Genomic DNA, 13,826 nt, shown 5'->3' on the forward strand with positions numbered 1-13,826 from the left:
CAATCGCGCCGCCCGGGCGGCGAACGGAGAGGCTCATGGCGTTGAAGTGCACCCATCTGGAACAGATCCAGGACGTGACGCCCGGAACGGCCGGTTGCGAGGAGTGCCTGAAGACGGGCGACGCCTGGCTGCATCTGCGTCTTTGCCGGACCTGCGGGCACGTCGGCTGCTGCGACCAGTCGAAGAACAAGCACGCCACCAAGCATTTCAAGGCCACGGGCCACCCGATCATCGAGGGCTACGACCCGCCGGAGGGCTGGGGCTGGTGCTATGTCGACGAGGAGTTCTTCGAGTTCGATCAGCCGACCCCGCATCCGGGACCGATTCCGCGATTCTATTGAGACGCGGCGAATCCCTGGACGGGGGGCCAGGGGCGGGATTTGGATTTTCGTGTCGAGGACGAAGGGAAGTGGCGCGAATGACGGGACTTGAACCCGCGACCTCCGGCGTGACAGGCCGGCGCTCTAACCAACTGAGCTACATCCGCGTCGGGCGCGAACAAGTGTCCGGCGCGGTCGTTCCGTAAGCCAAACTGGCGGTGGGTGCGGCCAACTTCAGGGAAGGTGGCGCGAATGACGGGACTTGAACCCGCGACCTCCGGCGTGACAGGCCGGCGCTCTAACCAACTGAGCTACATCCGCATCTGGCTCCGCCGAAGCGAAGTGCGACCCGCCGTTCGGCGAGGGGCGTCTGATATGTCGGGCGAAGACTCGTGTCAACGGCCATATCGAAGAAGAGATCAAACGTCGCCGGAGCGGCCGCGATTTCGTGTGGATCGGCGCGCCGGCCGGCCTGTATCCGGCAGATCGACGTTAGGTAAGGGGAGACCTAGTTGCGACCGTTTCTCAATGTGTCCGAGGCGTTTGAAGCCTTGGCGACACTGAGCTACAACCCGCTCGATTCAAGCCAAGGGCTGTCATGAACGCCTTCCTTCTCCAGTATCTGCCGATCGTGATCTTCCTAGGGATCGCGGCGGTCATCGGCATCGTCTTCATCCTCGCGGCCGCGGTGCTCGCCCCCAAGGCGCCGGACCCTGAAAAGCTGTCCGCCTACGAATGCGGCTTCAACGCTTTCGACGACGCGCGCATGAAGTTCGACGTCCGGTTCTATCTGGTCTCGATCCTGTTCATCATCTTCGACCTGGAAGTGGCCTTCCTGTTCCCGTGGGCCGTTTCGCTGATGAAGCTGCCGCACGACGTGGCCGCTTTCGCCTTCTGGTCGATGATGGTCTTCCTGGGCGTTCTGACCGTCGGCTTCATCTACGAATGGAAGAAGGGCGCCCTCGAATGGGAGTGATCGTTCCCCCCACCGGCGCGGCCCCGAGCTCGCCCCTGGTTCCCGCCGGTTCCGCCGCGCGGTCGACGGTGCAGGGCTATGACCCCAAGCTGCACGACCCCTATTTCGACGGCCTGTCGGGCCAGCTGGCCGACAAGGGCTTCGTCACGGCGGCCGCCGACGACCTGATCACCTGGGCCCGCACCGGCAGCCTGATGTGGATGACGTTCGGCCTGGCGTGCTGCGCCGTCGAGATGATGCACTCGGCCATGCCGCGCTACGACCTGGAGCGCTACGGCTTCGCGCCGCGCGCCAGCCCGCGCCAGTCCGACGTGATGATCGTCGCCGGCACGCTGACCAACAAGATGGCCCCGGCTCTGCGCAAGGTCTACGACCAGATGCCCGAGCCCCGCTACGTCATCTCGATGGGCAGCTGCGCCAACGGCGGCGGCTACTACTACTACAGCTACAGCGTCGTGCGCGGCTGCGACCGCGTGGTGCCGATCGACATCTATGTTCCCGGCTGCCCGCCCACCGCCGAGGCCCTGGTCTACGGCGTGCTGCAGCTCCAGAAGAAGATCCGTCGCACGGGGACAATCGAGCGATGACCGACGTGACCGCCACCGAGGCCGAAGTCCCGGCCCTGTCGCCCCTGGAATCCCTGGGTCAGGCCATCGTCGCCAATTCGGCGGGCGCGATCACCGCGTTCCACGTGGCGTTCGGCGAGCTGAACCTGCTGGGCCCGGCCAATCGCGTCGTCCAGGCGCTGACCTTCCTGCGCGACCACCCCGACTACCGCTTCCACCAGCTGGTGGACCTGACGGGCGTCGACTATCCGGAGCGCGAGCGTCGTTTCGACGTGGTCTACCACCTGCTGTCGCTGGTGAAGAACCATCGCGTGCGCTTCAAGGTCCAGACCGACGAGGACACCGCTGTCCCCAGCGCGACCCCGGTGTTTCCGGTGGCCGACTGGTTCGAGCGCGAAGCCTTCGACATGTACGGGATCTTCTTCGACGGTCACCCCGACCTGCGCCGGATCCTCACCGACTACGGCTTCCACGGCCACCCGCTGCGGAAGGACTTCCCGATGACGGGCTATGTCGAGGTCCGCTACGACGACGAGCTGAAGCGCGTGGTCTACGAGCCCGTGAAGATCACCGAGTTCCGTGCGTTCGACTTCCTGTCCCCGTGGGAGGGCGCCAAGTACGCCCTGCCGGGCGACGAGAAGGCTGGGAAGTAAGTCATGACTGGTTCCAATTCCCCCGCCGCCGCGACCGACTTCTTCCATGACGCGCCGTCGCTGCCGGCCGTGCCGGAAACCCCGGTCCGCAAGTTCAACATCAACTTCGGCCCGCAGCACCCGGCCGCGCACGGCGTGCTGCGCCTGGTGCTGGAGCTGGACGGCGAGATCGTCGAGCGCGTCGATCCGCACATCGGCCTGCTGCATCGCGGCACCGAGAAGCTGATGGAGGCCCGCACCTACCTCCAGAACATCCCGTACTTCGACCGCCTCGACTACGTGGCGCCGATGAACCAGGAACACGCGTTCTGCCTGGCCATCGAGAAGCTGCTGGGCGTTGAAGTGCCTAAGCGCGGCCAGATCGTGCGCGTGCTGTTCTGCGAGATCGGCCGCATCCTGAACCACCTGCTGAACGTGACGACCCAGGCCATGGACGTCGGCGCCCTGACGCCGCCGCTCTGGGGCTTCGAGGAGCGTGAGAAGCTGATGGTGTTCTACGAGCGCGCCTGCGGCGCTCGCCTGCACGCCAACTATTTCCGTCCGGGCGGCGTCCACCAGGATCTGACCCCGTCGCTGGTCGACGACATCGAGACCTGGGCGAAGGCCTTCCCCAAGATCTGCGACGACATCGAAGGCCTGATCACCGACAACCGCATCTTCAAGCAGCGCAACGTCGACATCGGCGTGGTGACCAAGGAAGACGCGCTGGCCTGGGGCTTCTCGGGTGTGATGGTGCGCGGTTCGGGCCTGGCCTGGGACCTGCGCCGCAGCCAGCCCTACGAGAACTACAACGACTTCGAGTTCGACATTCCGCTGGGCAAGAACGGCGACTGCTACGATCGCTATCTCTGCCGCATGCAGGAGATGCGCGAGTCGACCAAGATCATCCTGCAGGCCGTCGCCATGCTGCGCGCCACGCCTGGCCCGGTGATGACCGAGGACAACAAGGTGGCTCCGCCGCGCCGCGCCGAGATGAAGCGGTCGATGGAAGCCCTGATCCACCACTTCAAGCTCTACACCGAAGGCTTCCGCACGCCGGAAGGCGAGGTCTACGCGGCCGTCGAGGCGCCCAAGGGCGAGTTCGGCGTCTATGTGGTCAGCAACGGCACTAACAAGCCGTACCGCTGCAAGATCAAGGCTCCGGGCTTCTCGCACCTGGCCGCCATGGACTGGATGAACCGCGGCCACCAGCTGGCCGACGTCTCGGCCATCCTGGGCTCGCTCGACATCGTGTTCGGCGAGGTGGACCGGTGAGCCTGGTCGACATCGCTCAGGCCCAGCTGGACGCCTACAACGCCCAGGACCTGGACGCCCACTGCGCCCACTTCACCGACGACGTCGTGGTCGCCGGCCTGAACGGCGACGTGGCGCGCACGGGCATCGAGGCCTATCGCGCCTGGTACGAGGCCGCGTTCGCGCAGTTCCCGAACAACAAGGCCAAGCTCCTCAACCGCATCGTGGTCGGCTCGAACGTGATCGACCACGAGCACGTCGATCGCGGCAACGGCGACGCGCCGTTCCAGGTCGCCGCCATCTACACCTTCAGGGGCGACAAGATCGCCCGCGTGGATTTCGCCCGATGAGCGTTCGTCGTCTCGCTAAAGAGCAACCCGCTAGCTTCGCCTTCTCGAAGGACAGCCAGGCCAAGGCCGACTGGTGGAAGGCCAAGTACCCCGCAGAGCGTAAGCAGTCGGCGGTGATCCCGATGCTGTGGCTGGCCCAGAAGCAGGAAGGCTGGGTGTCCGAGCCCGCCATCCAGGAGATCGCCAAGCAGCTGCAGATGCCGGTCATCCGCGTGCTGGAGGTCGCCACCTTCTACGTGATGTTCCAGCTGCAGCCGGTCGGCAAGGTGGCCTTCGTCCAGCTGTGCGGCACCACGCCGTGCCAGCTGCGCGGCGCGCTGGACCTGAAGGCCGTGCTGAAGGCCAAGATCGGCGAGGCCCATGAGGTTTCGGCCGACGGCAAGTTCAGCTGGGAAGAAGTCGAGTGCCTGGGCGCCTGCTGCAACGCGCCGATGGCCGCCATCAACGACTACTATTACGAGGACCTGACGCCGGAGAGCCTGGCCCAGATCCTCGACGATTTCGCCGCCGGCAAGTCGCCCAAGCCGGGCAGCTACGAAGGCCGCGGCGCGTCGGAGCCCAAGGGCAAGATCCAGACCCTGACCGATCCGAAGCTGTACGACGGCTCGGCGGCCAAGAAGATCAAGATCCCGAACCTGCCCGAAAAGCCGAAGAAAGCGCCGAAGACGGAGCCGACGGCCTGATGCAACACGCCGACGCCATCCAGAAGAAGCGACTGACCGCGATGTTCGCCATCGACGCGGTCTGCTTCGTGCTGGCCGGTGCGGCGATCATTGGCTACGTCGCTTTCGAACAGGGCTGGCTGGCGCCGGTGTTCATCGGCGCCATCGCCGTGGGCCTGGGCGCGCAGATCTGGTTCATCCTGGGCTGGATGAAGGCCGCCAAGCAGGACGAGGAGGGCAGGGCGTCGTGACCGACGATTCCGAACTCCTGGCCAAGCGCGTGGCCTATGTGAGGACCATCCGGGGTCTTTACCGCAACGAGCGCATCGCGGGCCTGCTGGGCTCCCTTGTCGGAGCCCTGCTCCTGATCTGGGGCCGAATGGGCCAGGGGGCGCCCGCCTGGGCCGTTCCCGTCGCTTTCCTGGTGATAGGCGCCGCCTGGTCGCTTTTCGCCTATGTCATCATTCGTCGGACGCGCTATGTGCGCGCCCATCCATTCGATCCGCAAAGCTGAGTCATGGTCGGTATCCTCGAAGACAAGGACCGCATCTTCACGAACCTCTACGGTCTCCAGGATTGGGGCCTCGAGGGCGCGAAGAAGCGCGGCTGCTGGAATGGCACCAAGGACATCCTGGACGCCGGGCGCGACTGGATTATCGACAACATGAAGAACTCCGGCCTGCGCGGCCGGGGCGGGGCGGGCTTCGGCACCGGCCTGAAGTGGTCGTTCATGCCCAAGGAAGTGAAGGACGGCCGTCCGCACTACCTGGTCGTCAACGCCGACGAGTCCGAGCCGGGCACCTGCAAGGACCGGGAGATCATGCGGCATGACCCGCACCTCCTGATCGAGGGCTGCCTGATCGCCTCGCGCGCCATGCTGGCCCACGCCTGCTACATCTACATCCGCGGCGAATACGTCCGTGAACGCGAAGTGCTGGAAGCCGCCATCAAGCAGGCCTACGAGGCCAAGCTGATCGGCAAGAACAACGTCCACGGCTGGGACTTCGAGCTCTACGTCCACCACGGCGCCGGCGCCTATATCTGCGGCGAAGAGACGGCCTTGCTGGAAAGCCTGGAAGGCAAGAAGGGGCAGCCGCGCCTGAAGCCGCCGTTCCCGGCCGGCGCGGGCCTCTACGGCATGCCGACCACGGTCAACAACGTCGAGTCGATCGCCGTCGCCGGCACGATCCTGCGTCGCGGCGCGTCGTGGTTCGCCGGCTTCGGTCGTCCGAACAACGCCGGCACCAAGCTGTTCTGCGTCTCAGGCCACGTGAACCTGCCCTGCAACGTCGAAGAAGCCATGAGCATCCCCTTCCGTCAGCTGATGGAAGACCACTGCGGCGGCATCCGCGGCGGCTGGGGCAATCTGAAGGCCGTGATCCCGGGCGGATCGTCGGTGCCGATGATCCCCGCCGAGCAGTGCGAAGACCTGCCGATGGACTTCGACGCCCTGCGGAACCTGAAGTCGGGCCTGGGCACCGCCGCGGTCATCGTCATGGACAAGTCCACCGACCTGGTCCGCGCCATCGCCCGCCTGTCGTACTTCTACAAGCACGAGAGCTGCGGCCAGTGCACGCCGTGCCGCGAAGGCACCGGCTGGATGTGGCGGGTCATGGAGCGCATGGCCACCGGCGAGGCCGATCCGAAAGAGATCGACACCCTGCTGGACGTCACGACCCAGGTCGAGGGTCACACCATCTGCGCCCTGGGCGACGCGGCCGCCTGGCCGATCCAGGGCCTGTTCCGTCACTTCCGCCACGAGGTGGAGGACCGGATCGCATCCTATCGTAGCGGTCGCCTGCACGTGCAGGGCGCCAAGCTGATCGCGGCGGAGTAAACGATTATGGCAATCGCCAAGGTCAACGGCGTCGAGGTCGAGTTCGAGCCCGGCATGACGGTTCTGCAGGTGGCGGAGCTGGCCGGGGAAGAGATCCCGCGTTTCTGCTATCACGAGCGTCTGAGCATCGCCGGCAACTGCCGCATGTGCCTGGTCGAGGTGAAGCCCGGTCCGCCGAAGCCGCAGGCGTCGTGCGCCCTGCCGGCCGCCGAGGGCCAGGAGATCTTCACCAAGACCCCGATGGTCAAGAAGGCCCGCGAAGGGGTGATGGAGTTCCTGCTCATCAACCACCCGCTGGATTGCCCGATCTGCGACCAGGGCGGCGAGTGCGACCTGCAGGACCAGGCCATGGGCTATGGCCGCGACGACAGCCGTTACGAAGAGAACAAGCGCGCGGTCGAAGAGAAGGCCATGGGCCCGCTCATCAAGACCGTGATGACCCGCTGCATCCAGTGCACGCGCTGCGTCCGCTTCATCACCGAGGTGGCCGGCTCGCCGGAGATCGGTCTGATCTCGCGCGGCGAAGACGTTGAAATCACGACCTATCTGGGCGCGGCGGTGACGTCGGAGCTGAGCGCCAACGTCATCGACCTGTGCCCGGTCGGCGCCCTGACCTCCAAGCCCTACGCCTTCGAGGCGCGGCCCTGGGAGCTGAAGAAGACCGAGAGCGTGGACGTCATGGACGCCCTGGGCTCCGCCATCCGCGTCGACGCCCGCGGCGCCGCGGTGCTCCGCGTGCTGCCGCGCGTCAACGAGGACGTCAACGAGGAGTGGATCAGCGACAAGACGCGCTACGCCGTCGACGGCCTGCAGCGTCAGCGCCTGGACCGCCCGTACGTCCGCGTCGGCGGCAAGCTGCAGCCGGCCTCGTGGGCCCAGGCCTTCGCCGCCGTCGCCGCCAAGATCAAGGCCGCCAAGCCGGAGCGCGTCGGCGTCATCGCCGGCGACCTGCAGGACGCCGAGAGCCTGAAGGCCACCAAGGACCTCTTCACCGCCCTGGGCGTGAAGAACCTGGACGCCCGCCAGGACGGCTCGGCCCTGGGCGCCGGCCCGCGCGAAAGCTGGTTGTTCAACTCGACCATCGCCGGCGTCGAGAACGCCGACGTGGTGCTGTTCGTCGGCGCCAATCCGCGCCTCGAGGCCCCGGTCCTGAACGCCCGCTTCCGCAAGCAGTGGATCGCCGGCAAGACCCGCTTCGGCGTGATCGGCGAACAGGCCGACCTGACCTTCGACTACGACTACCTGGGCGCCGGGACCAAGACCCTGTCGGGCCTGGCCAAGGCCAAGAACGACTTCGTCACGGCCCTGAAGAACGCCGAGCGTCCGGCCATCATCATCGGCCAGGGCGCGCTGAGCCGCGCCGACGGCGCCGCCGTGCTGAAGGCCGCCGCCGCCGTGGCCAAGACCTTCGGCGTCGTGCGCGACGGCTGGAACGGCTGGAACGTGCTGCACACCGCCGCGGCGCGCGTGGCCGGCCTGGACCTGGGCTTCGTCCCGGGCGAGGGCGGCCTGTCGACGGCGGACATGCTGAAGCCGGGCGCGCTGGACGTGCTGTTCCTGCTGGGCGCCGACGAGTGCGAGACCGCCGCCTCGGACGCCTTCAAGGTCTATCTGGGCACCCACGGCGACAACGGCGCCCACAAGGCCGACGTCATCCTGCCGGGCGCGGCCTACACCGAGAAGAACGGCCTGTATGTGAACACCGAAGGCCGCGTCCAGATGGGCGAGCGCGCGGTGTTCCCGAAGGGCGAGGCCAAGGAAGACTGGTCGATCCTGCGGGCCCTGTCCGAGCACCTGGGCGCCAAGCTGCCCTACGACAGCCTGGACCAGCTGCGCGCCAAGCTGTTCGCCGAGCACCCCACCTTTGGCCAGATCGACTACGCCCCGGGTTCGGTGGCGACGTCGTTCGACCTGTCGGGCCTGGGCGGCGCGGGCGAGCTGTCGGACGCTCCGTTCGAAAGCCCGATCAAGGCCTTCCACCTGACCAACCCCATCGCGCGCGCCAGCGTGACCATGGCCGAATGCGCGGCCACGGCTTCGGGCGCCGCCAAGATCGCGGCGGAGTAGGCCGGTGAGCGAATTCTTCTCGAACCCCGCGGTGACCTGGACCCTGCTGACGACCGGCGGGATCCTGCTGGTCGTGATCTGGGTGCTGCTGAGCCTGGCGTTCCTGCTGCTGGCCGACCGCAAGATCTGGGCCGGCGTGCAGATGCGCAAGGGCCCCAACGTGGTGGGTCCGTTCGGCCTGCTGCAGTCCTTCGCCGACTTCTTCAAGTTCGTGCTGAAGGAGATCATCATCCCGGCCGGCGCCGACAAGGTGATCTTCCTGCTGGCCCCGCTGCTGAGCCTGGTCCTGGCCTTCGTGGGCTGGGCCGTGGTGCCGTTCGCGCCGGGCTGGGTGGTCTCCAACCTCAACGTCGGCATCCTGTACCTGCTGGCGATGAGCTCGCTGGGCGTCTACGGCATCATCATGGGCGGCTGGGCTTCGAACTCGAAGTACCCGTTCCTGGGCGCGCTGCGCTCGGCGGCGCAGATGGTGTCGTACGAAGTCTCGATCGGTCTGATCATCATCACGGTGATCCTGCTGGCCGGTTCGATGAACCTGTCGACCATCGTCGAGAAGCAGTCGGGCTGGATCTGGAACTGGAACGTCTTCGGCGGCGGCCTGCACAACCTGGTCCTGATCCCGGTCATGGTCATCGCCATGGGCATGTTCTTCATCTCGGCCCTGGCCGAGACCAACCGCCCGCCGTTCGACCTGCCCGAAGCCGAATCCGAACTCGTGGCCGGTTATCAGGTCGAGTACAGCTCGACCCCGTACCTGCTGTTCATGGTCGCCGAATATTCGAACATCGTCCTGATGTGCGCGATGATCAGCGTCCTGTTCTTCGGCGGCTGGAACCCGGGCTTCCCGACGGGCTTCCTGGCCAGCTGGCCGCTGTTCCTGGCCAATCTGTTCCTGGCCCTGGTGTTCTTCGCCAAGATCGTCTTCTGGTTCTTCATGATCGCCATGGCCAAGGCCATCGTGCCCCGCTACCGCTACGACCAGCTGATGCGGCTGGGCTGGAAGGTCTTCCTGCCGATGTCGCTGGTGCTGGTGCTGCTGGTTTCGGCTTGGCGCATCTTCGGGATACAGGGGTGATCGGGAAGGGGACATACCTGGCGCTGACCGCGCTGGGTCTGGCCCTGGCCGGCTGCGCCACCGACGGCGCGGCGCCGGCCAAGACGTCCTATTCGCTGGGGCGCGGCACGGTCTCCTACGACCAGCTGCGGCGCGACAGCGAGCGATGCGCCGCCGACGGCGGCAAGATCGAAGCCAAGCAGGAGGGGGGCGACCCCGCTCAGCTTTCGAACTACACCTGCGTCATTCCGAAGGGCGGAAAATGACGCGGAAGGCGCGCTGGACCGGAATGATCGCCTTGATCGTCCTGTCCGGATGCGCCGGCTTGGAGCACCCGCGCGGCCTTCCGCCGCCACGGACCGGCTCCATGGACGAACAGGTCGAGGCGCGGCGGCAAGCCGAGGCCAAGACCAAGGAATGCGTGATCCGGCAGTCCATCCGCCGGGAACAGGTCGAAGCGGGCAGGGACGTACGTCCCCTCCCAAAAGAGAAGTGTTAGGAGAGCTCTGGTGTTCCAGCGCATCACACAGGCGGTCAAGGGCGTGGCCCTGCTCGACTTCGCGGGCGCCTTCGGCCTGGGCATGAAGTACATGCTCGCGCCGAAGAAGACGGTGATCTATCCGAACGAGCGCGGCCCGCAGTCGCCCCGTTTCCGCGGCGAGCACGCCCTACGCCGCTATCCGTCGGGCGAAGAGCGCTGCATCGCCTGCAAGCTGTGCGAGGCCATCTGCCCGGCCCAGGCCATCACCATCGAGGCCGAGCCGCGCGACGACGGCAGCCGCCGCACGACCCGCTACGACATCGACATGGTCAAGTGCATCTACTGCGGCCTGTGCCAGGAGGCCTGCCCGGTGGACGCCATCGTCGAGGGCCCGAACATCGAGTTCGCGGTCGAGACGCGCGAAGAGCTCTACTACGACAAGGAAAAGCTGCTCGACAACGGCGACCGTTGGGAACGGCTGATCGCGAAGAATCTGGAGTTGGACGCGCCCTACCGCTAAAGGACGGGGCGCGATTCAGAGGGTAAGCGACCGGTCCCCCGACCCGTCGTTGTTTTATGGTTTTTGAGGGAGCACCTGGGCCAATGGCCTTGCCGGCGATAGCTTTCTATTTGCTCGCGGTAGCGACCGTGGTGGCGGGTCTTCTCGTCGTCTCGGCCAAGAACCCCGTGCACTCGGTGCTCTTCCTGATCACCGCCTTCTTCTCGGCCGCGGGCCTCTTCGTCCTGATGGGCGCGGAGTTCCTCGCGATGCTGCTGATCGTCGTCTATGTGGGCGCGGTCGCGGTGCTGTTCCTGTTCGTCGTGATGATGCTCGACGTGGACTTCGCCGAGCTGCGGCAGGGCTTCGCCCAGTACCTGCCGATCGGCGGCCTGGTCGGCGGCGTGCTGACGATCGAGATGATCATGGTGGCGGCCTCGGTCGTCGCCGGCGGCGCGGCCGGCAAGAACGCCGAGCCCCTGGCCTCGCCGGTCGGCGTGCCGAACACCGAGGCGATCGGCCGGGTGCTCTACACCGACTACGTCTTCTTCTTCCAACTGGCGGGCCTGGTGCTGCTGGTGGCCATGATCGGCGCCATCGTCCTGACCCTGCGTCACAAGCCGGGCGTCAAGCGCCAGAACATCGGCAAGCAGAACGCCCGCACGCCCAAGACCGGGATGGAACTGGTGCAAATCAAGCCGGGCGAGGGGATCAGCGAATGATCGGCCTGTCTCACTATCTCGTCGTCGCCGCCATCCTGTTCACGATCGGCGTCTTCGGCATCTTCGTGAACCGCAAGAACATCATCGTCATCCTGATGTCGATCGAGCTGATCCTGCTGGCGGTGAACATCAACCTGGTGGCCTTCTCGGTCTTCCTGCATGACGTGGTGGGGCAGGTCTTCGCCATGTTCGTGCTGACCGTGGCCGCGGCCGAAGCGGCCGTCGGCCTGGCGATCCTGGTGACGTTCTTCCGTAACCGCGGTGACATCGCCGTCGACGACGCCAGCGTGATGAAGGGCTGATCGCAGTGCAGACTCTCGTCACCATCCTCGTCCTCGCGCCGCTGGTCGCCGCGATCGTCGCCGGCCTCTTCGGCCGCCGCATCGGCAACGTCGCCTCGCAGGCGATCACCACGGGCGCGCTCATCCTCAGCTGCGCCCTGGGCTGGTACACGTTCAGCCAGTGGACCTGGGGGCACATGGAGGCCTTCACGGTCAACCTGCTGCCCTTCATCCACGTGGGCAACTTCGTCTCCAACTGGTCCATCCGCATCGACGCGCTGTCGAGCGTGATGCTGATCGTGGTGACGACGGTCTCGGCCCTCGTGCACATCTATTCCTGGGGCTACATGGCCGAGGACGACAGCAAGCCGCGCTTCTTCGCGTACCTGTCGCTGTTCACCTTCGCCATGCTGGCCCTGGTCACCGCCGCCGACTTCATGCAGCTGTTCTTCGGCTGGGAAGGGGTGGGCCTGGCCTCGTACCTGCTGATCGGCTTCTGGTTCAAGAAGGCCTCGGCCAGCAGCGCGGCCATCAAGGCCTTCGTCGTGAACCGCGTGGGCGACTTCGGTTTCGCCCTGGGCATCATGACCACCTACTGGGCGTTCGGTTCGATCCAGTTCCACGAGATCTTCCCGCAGATCGCCGCCGGCGCTTCGCGCACCTGGGAGTTCGCGGGCCACACCTTCCCGCTGGTCGACATCGCCTGCTTCCTGCTGTTCATCGGCGCGATGGGCAAGTCGGCGCAGTTCTTCCTGCACACCTGGCTGCCGGACGCCATGGAAGGCCCGACCCCGGTCTCGGCCCTGATCCACGCGGCGACCATGGTCACCGCCGGCGTCTACATGCTGTGCCTGCTGTCGCCGATGTTCGAATACGCGCCAGTCGCCAAGAACATCGTCACGGTGATCGGCGCGGTCACGGCCCTGTTCGCCGCGACCGTCGGCCTGACCCAGAACGACATCAAGCGGGTGATCGCCTACTCGACCTGTTCGCAGCTGGGCTACATGTTCTTCGCGGCCGGCGTCGGCGCCTACCAGGCGGCGATGTTCCACCTGTTCACCCACGCCTTCTTCAAGGCGCTGCTGTTCCTGGGCGCCGGTTCGGTGATCCACGGCATGCACCACGAGCAGGACATGCGCCGCTACGGCGCCCTGGCCAAGCTGCTGCCGGTGACCTTCCTGGCCATGACGATCGGCACGATCGCCATCACGGGCCTGGGCATCCCGCCGCTGCACCTGGGCTTCGCCGGCTTCTACTCGAAGGACACCATCATCGAGGTGGCGTTCGCCGCCGGCCAGCACAACGGCATCGCGCTGTTCGCCGGCGTGATCGGCGTGATCGTGGCGGGCCTGACCTCGTTCTACTCCTGGCGCCTGGCCTTCTTCACCTTCAACGGCAAGGCCCGCTGGGGCCACGACGATCATCACGCCGCCGACCATGGGCATGACGCGCACGACGCCCATGGCCATGACGACCACGCCCACGCCGAAACCCACGACGAGCCGCTTCCGGACGCGCACGACGACCATGGCCACGGCCATGATCACAAGCCGCACGAGAGCCCGTGGGTGATGCTGTTCCCGCTGGTCGTGCTGTCGATCGGCGCGGTGTTCGCCGGCTTCTTCTTCAACGACTTCTTCGTGGGCCACCACCAGCAGGAGTTCTGGCGCGGCGCGATCGTCAACGCCCCGACCAACCACGTGCTGCACGAGGCCCACGAGGTTTCGGAGCTGGTGAAGTACAGCCCGCTGATCGCCTCGATCGTCGGCCTGCTGATCGCGGTCTGGGTCTATCTGGTGAAGGGCGACGAGCGCCTGGGCGAGAAGCTCGCGGCGCGCAACGGCCCGCTGTACGTCTTCTTCTACAACAAGTGGTTCTTCGACGAGCTGTACCAGGCCACCTTCGTGCGCTTGACCAAGTTCCTCGGCGACCTGTTCTGGAAGGGCGGCGACCAGAAGCTGATCGACGGCTTCGGACCCGACGGCGTCAGCGCCGTCAGCTACGACGTCGGCCGTCGGACCGGCAAGCTGCAGTCCGGCTACCTCTACCACTATGCGTTCGTCATGCTGCTCGGTGTCGCCGGGCTCCTGGCCTACGCCCTGTTCCGCTTCCACTAGGGAAGATC

18 protein-coding genes and 2 tRNA genes are annotated in these 13,826 nt (G+C 66.2%); 18 read left to right on the forward strand and 2 right to left on the reverse strand.

Annotated features, from left to right (window positions below; all coding sequences use genetic code 11):
• Window positions 1–35: 35 nt before the first annotated feature.
• Window positions 36–341 carry a UBP-type zinc finger domain-containing protein gene (locus BR39_RS0114675; protein ID WP_029913294.1) on the forward strand — a complete coding sequence of 102 codons (306 nt, stop codon included), beginning with the start codon at window positions 36–38 and terminating at the stop codon, window positions 339–341.
• Between the two features lie 69 nt (window positions 342–410).
• On the opposite strand, the gene BR39_RS0114680 is transcribed toward BR39_RS0114675, so the two are convergent.
• A tRNA-Asp gene (locus tag BR39_RS0114680) sits at window positions 411–487 on the reverse strand.
• A 77-nt stretch (window positions 488–564) separates the two neighbouring features.
• Window positions 565–641, reverse strand: a tRNA-Asp gene (locus tag BR39_RS0114685).
• Window positions 642–918: 277 nt separating this feature from the next.
• On the opposite strand from BR39_RS0114685, the gene BR39_RS0114690 reads away from it, so the two are divergent.
• The 17 genes from BR39_RS0114690 to nuoL all read left to right on the forward strand — a co-directional run bounded on the left by BR39_RS0114690 (window position 919) and on the right by nuoL (window position 13,818).
• Window positions 919–1,296 (forward strand): NADH-quinone oxidoreductase subunit A, encoded by a 378-nt coding sequence (locus tag BR39_RS0114690; protein ID WP_029913296.1) that lies wholly within the window; start codon window positions 919–921, stop codon window positions 1,294–1,296.
• The gene (locus BR39_RS0114695; RefSeq protein ID WP_156035777.1) at window positions 1,266–1,883 is read left to right on the forward strand and encodes an NADH-quinone oxidoreductase subunit B family protein; all 618 of its coding nucleotides are present in this window, start codon (window positions 1,266–1,268) and stop codon (window positions 1,881–1,883) included. The genes BR39_RS0114690 and BR39_RS0114695 overlap by 31 nt, the downstream gene beginning before the upstream one ends.
• A complete protein-coding gene (locus BR39_RS0114700; RefSeq protein WP_029913299.1) occupies window positions 1,880–2,515 on the forward strand; it encodes an NADH-quinone oxidoreductase subunit C in 636 nt (211 codons plus the stop codon). The genes BR39_RS0114695 and BR39_RS0114700 overlap by 4 nt, the downstream gene beginning before the upstream one ends.
• Window positions 2,516–2,518: 3 nt before the next feature.
• Entirely contained in the window at window positions 2,519–3,769 is a 1,251-nt protein-coding gene (locus tag BR39_RS0114705) for an NADH-quinone oxidoreductase subunit D (RefSeq protein ID WP_029913301.1), read from the forward strand.
• Entirely contained in the window at window positions 3,766–4,098 is a 333-nt protein-coding gene (locus BR39_RS0114710) for a nuclear transport factor 2 family protein (protein WP_029913304.1), read from the forward strand. The genes BR39_RS0114705 and BR39_RS0114710 overlap by 4 nt, the downstream gene beginning before the upstream one ends.
• Entirely contained in the window at window positions 4,095–4,781 is a 687-nt protein-coding gene (gene nuoE, locus BR39_RS0114715) for an NADH-quinone oxidoreductase subunit NuoE (RefSeq protein ID WP_029913306.1), read from the forward strand. Before BR39_RS0114710 ends, nuoE begins: the two co-directional genes overlap by 4 nt.
• Window positions 4,781–5,011 (forward strand): hypothetical protein, encoded by a 231-nt coding sequence (locus BR39_RS0114720; protein ID WP_029913307.1) that lies wholly within the window; start codon window positions 4,781–4,783, stop codon window positions 5,009–5,011. The genes nuoE and BR39_RS0114720 overlap by 1 nt, the downstream gene beginning before the upstream one ends.
• Entirely contained in the window at window positions 5,008–5,274 is a 267-nt protein-coding gene (locus BR39_RS0114725) for a hypothetical protein (protein ID WP_029913309.1), read from the forward strand. Before BR39_RS0114720 ends, BR39_RS0114725 begins: the two co-directional genes overlap by 4 nt.
• 3 nt (window positions 5,275–5,277) lie before the next feature.
• Window positions 5,278–6,597 carry an NADH-quinone oxidoreductase subunit NuoF gene (gene nuoF / locus BR39_RS0114730; RefSeq protein ID WP_029913311.1) on the forward strand — a complete coding sequence of 440 codons (1,320 nt, stop codon included), beginning with the start codon at window positions 5,278–5,280 and terminating at the stop codon, window positions 6,595–6,597.
• 6 nt (window positions 6,598–6,603) lie between these two features.
• Window positions 6,604–8,664 carry an NADH-quinone oxidoreductase subunit NuoG gene (nuoG, locus tag BR39_RS0114735; protein WP_029913313.1) on the forward strand — a complete coding sequence of 687 codons (2,061 nt, stop codon included), beginning with the start codon at window positions 6,604–6,606 and terminating at the stop codon, window positions 8,662–8,664.
• A 4-nt stretch (window positions 8,665–8,668) separates the two neighbouring features.
• Window positions 8,669–9,739 carry an NADH-quinone oxidoreductase subunit NuoH gene (nuoH, locus tag BR39_RS0114740; protein ID WP_029913314.1) on the forward strand — a complete coding sequence of 357 codons (1,071 nt, stop codon included), beginning with the start codon at window positions 8,669–8,671 and terminating at the stop codon, window positions 9,737–9,739.
• A complete protein-coding gene (locus BR39_RS0114745) occupies window positions 9,736–9,984 on the forward strand; it encodes a hypothetical protein (protein WP_029913316.1) in 249 nt (82 codons plus the stop codon). Before nuoH ends, BR39_RS0114745 begins: the two co-directional genes overlap by 4 nt.
• A 23-nt stretch (window positions 9,985–10,007) precedes the next feature.
• Window positions 10,008–10,217 (forward strand): hypothetical protein, encoded by a 210-nt coding sequence (locus BR39_RS0114750; RefSeq protein ID WP_029913318.1) that lies wholly within the window; start codon window positions 10,008–10,010, stop codon window positions 10,215–10,217.
• A gap of 10 nt (window positions 10,218–10,227) precedes the next feature.
• Window positions 10,228–10,719, forward strand: coding sequence for an NADH-quinone oxidoreductase subunit NuoI (nuoI, locus tag BR39_RS0114755; protein ID WP_019847591.1), 492 nt, complete (start codon window positions 10,228–10,230; stop codon window positions 10,717–10,719).
• Between the two features lie 83 nt (window positions 10,720–10,802).
• Window positions 10,803–11,420 carry an NADH-quinone oxidoreductase subunit J gene (locus tag BR39_RS0114760; RefSeq protein WP_029913320.1) on the forward strand — a complete coding sequence of 206 codons (618 nt, stop codon included), beginning with the start codon at window positions 10,803–10,805 and terminating at the stop codon, window positions 11,418–11,420.
• Window positions 11,417–11,722 carry an NADH-quinone oxidoreductase subunit NuoK gene (gene nuoK, locus BR39_RS0114765; RefSeq protein ID WP_029913321.1) on the forward strand — a complete coding sequence of 102 codons (306 nt, stop codon included), beginning with the start codon at window positions 11,417–11,419 and terminating at the stop codon, window positions 11,720–11,722. The genes BR39_RS0114760 and nuoK overlap by 4 nt, the downstream gene beginning before the upstream one ends.
• Window positions 11,723–11,727: 5 nt before the next feature.
• Window positions 11,728–13,818, forward strand: a complete 2,091-nt coding sequence (gene nuoL, locus BR39_RS0114770; protein ID WP_029913322.1) for an NADH-quinone oxidoreductase subunit L — start codon at window positions 11,728–11,730, stop codon at window positions 13,816–13,818.
• Window positions 13,819–13,826 lie beyond the last annotated feature (8 nt).

The sequence above is a fragment of the Caulobacter sp. UNC358MFTsu5.1 genome, from assembly GCF_000712075.1.
Taxonomy (GTDB): Bacteria; Pseudomonadota; Alphaproteobacteria; order Caulobacterales; family Caulobacteraceae; genus Caulobacter.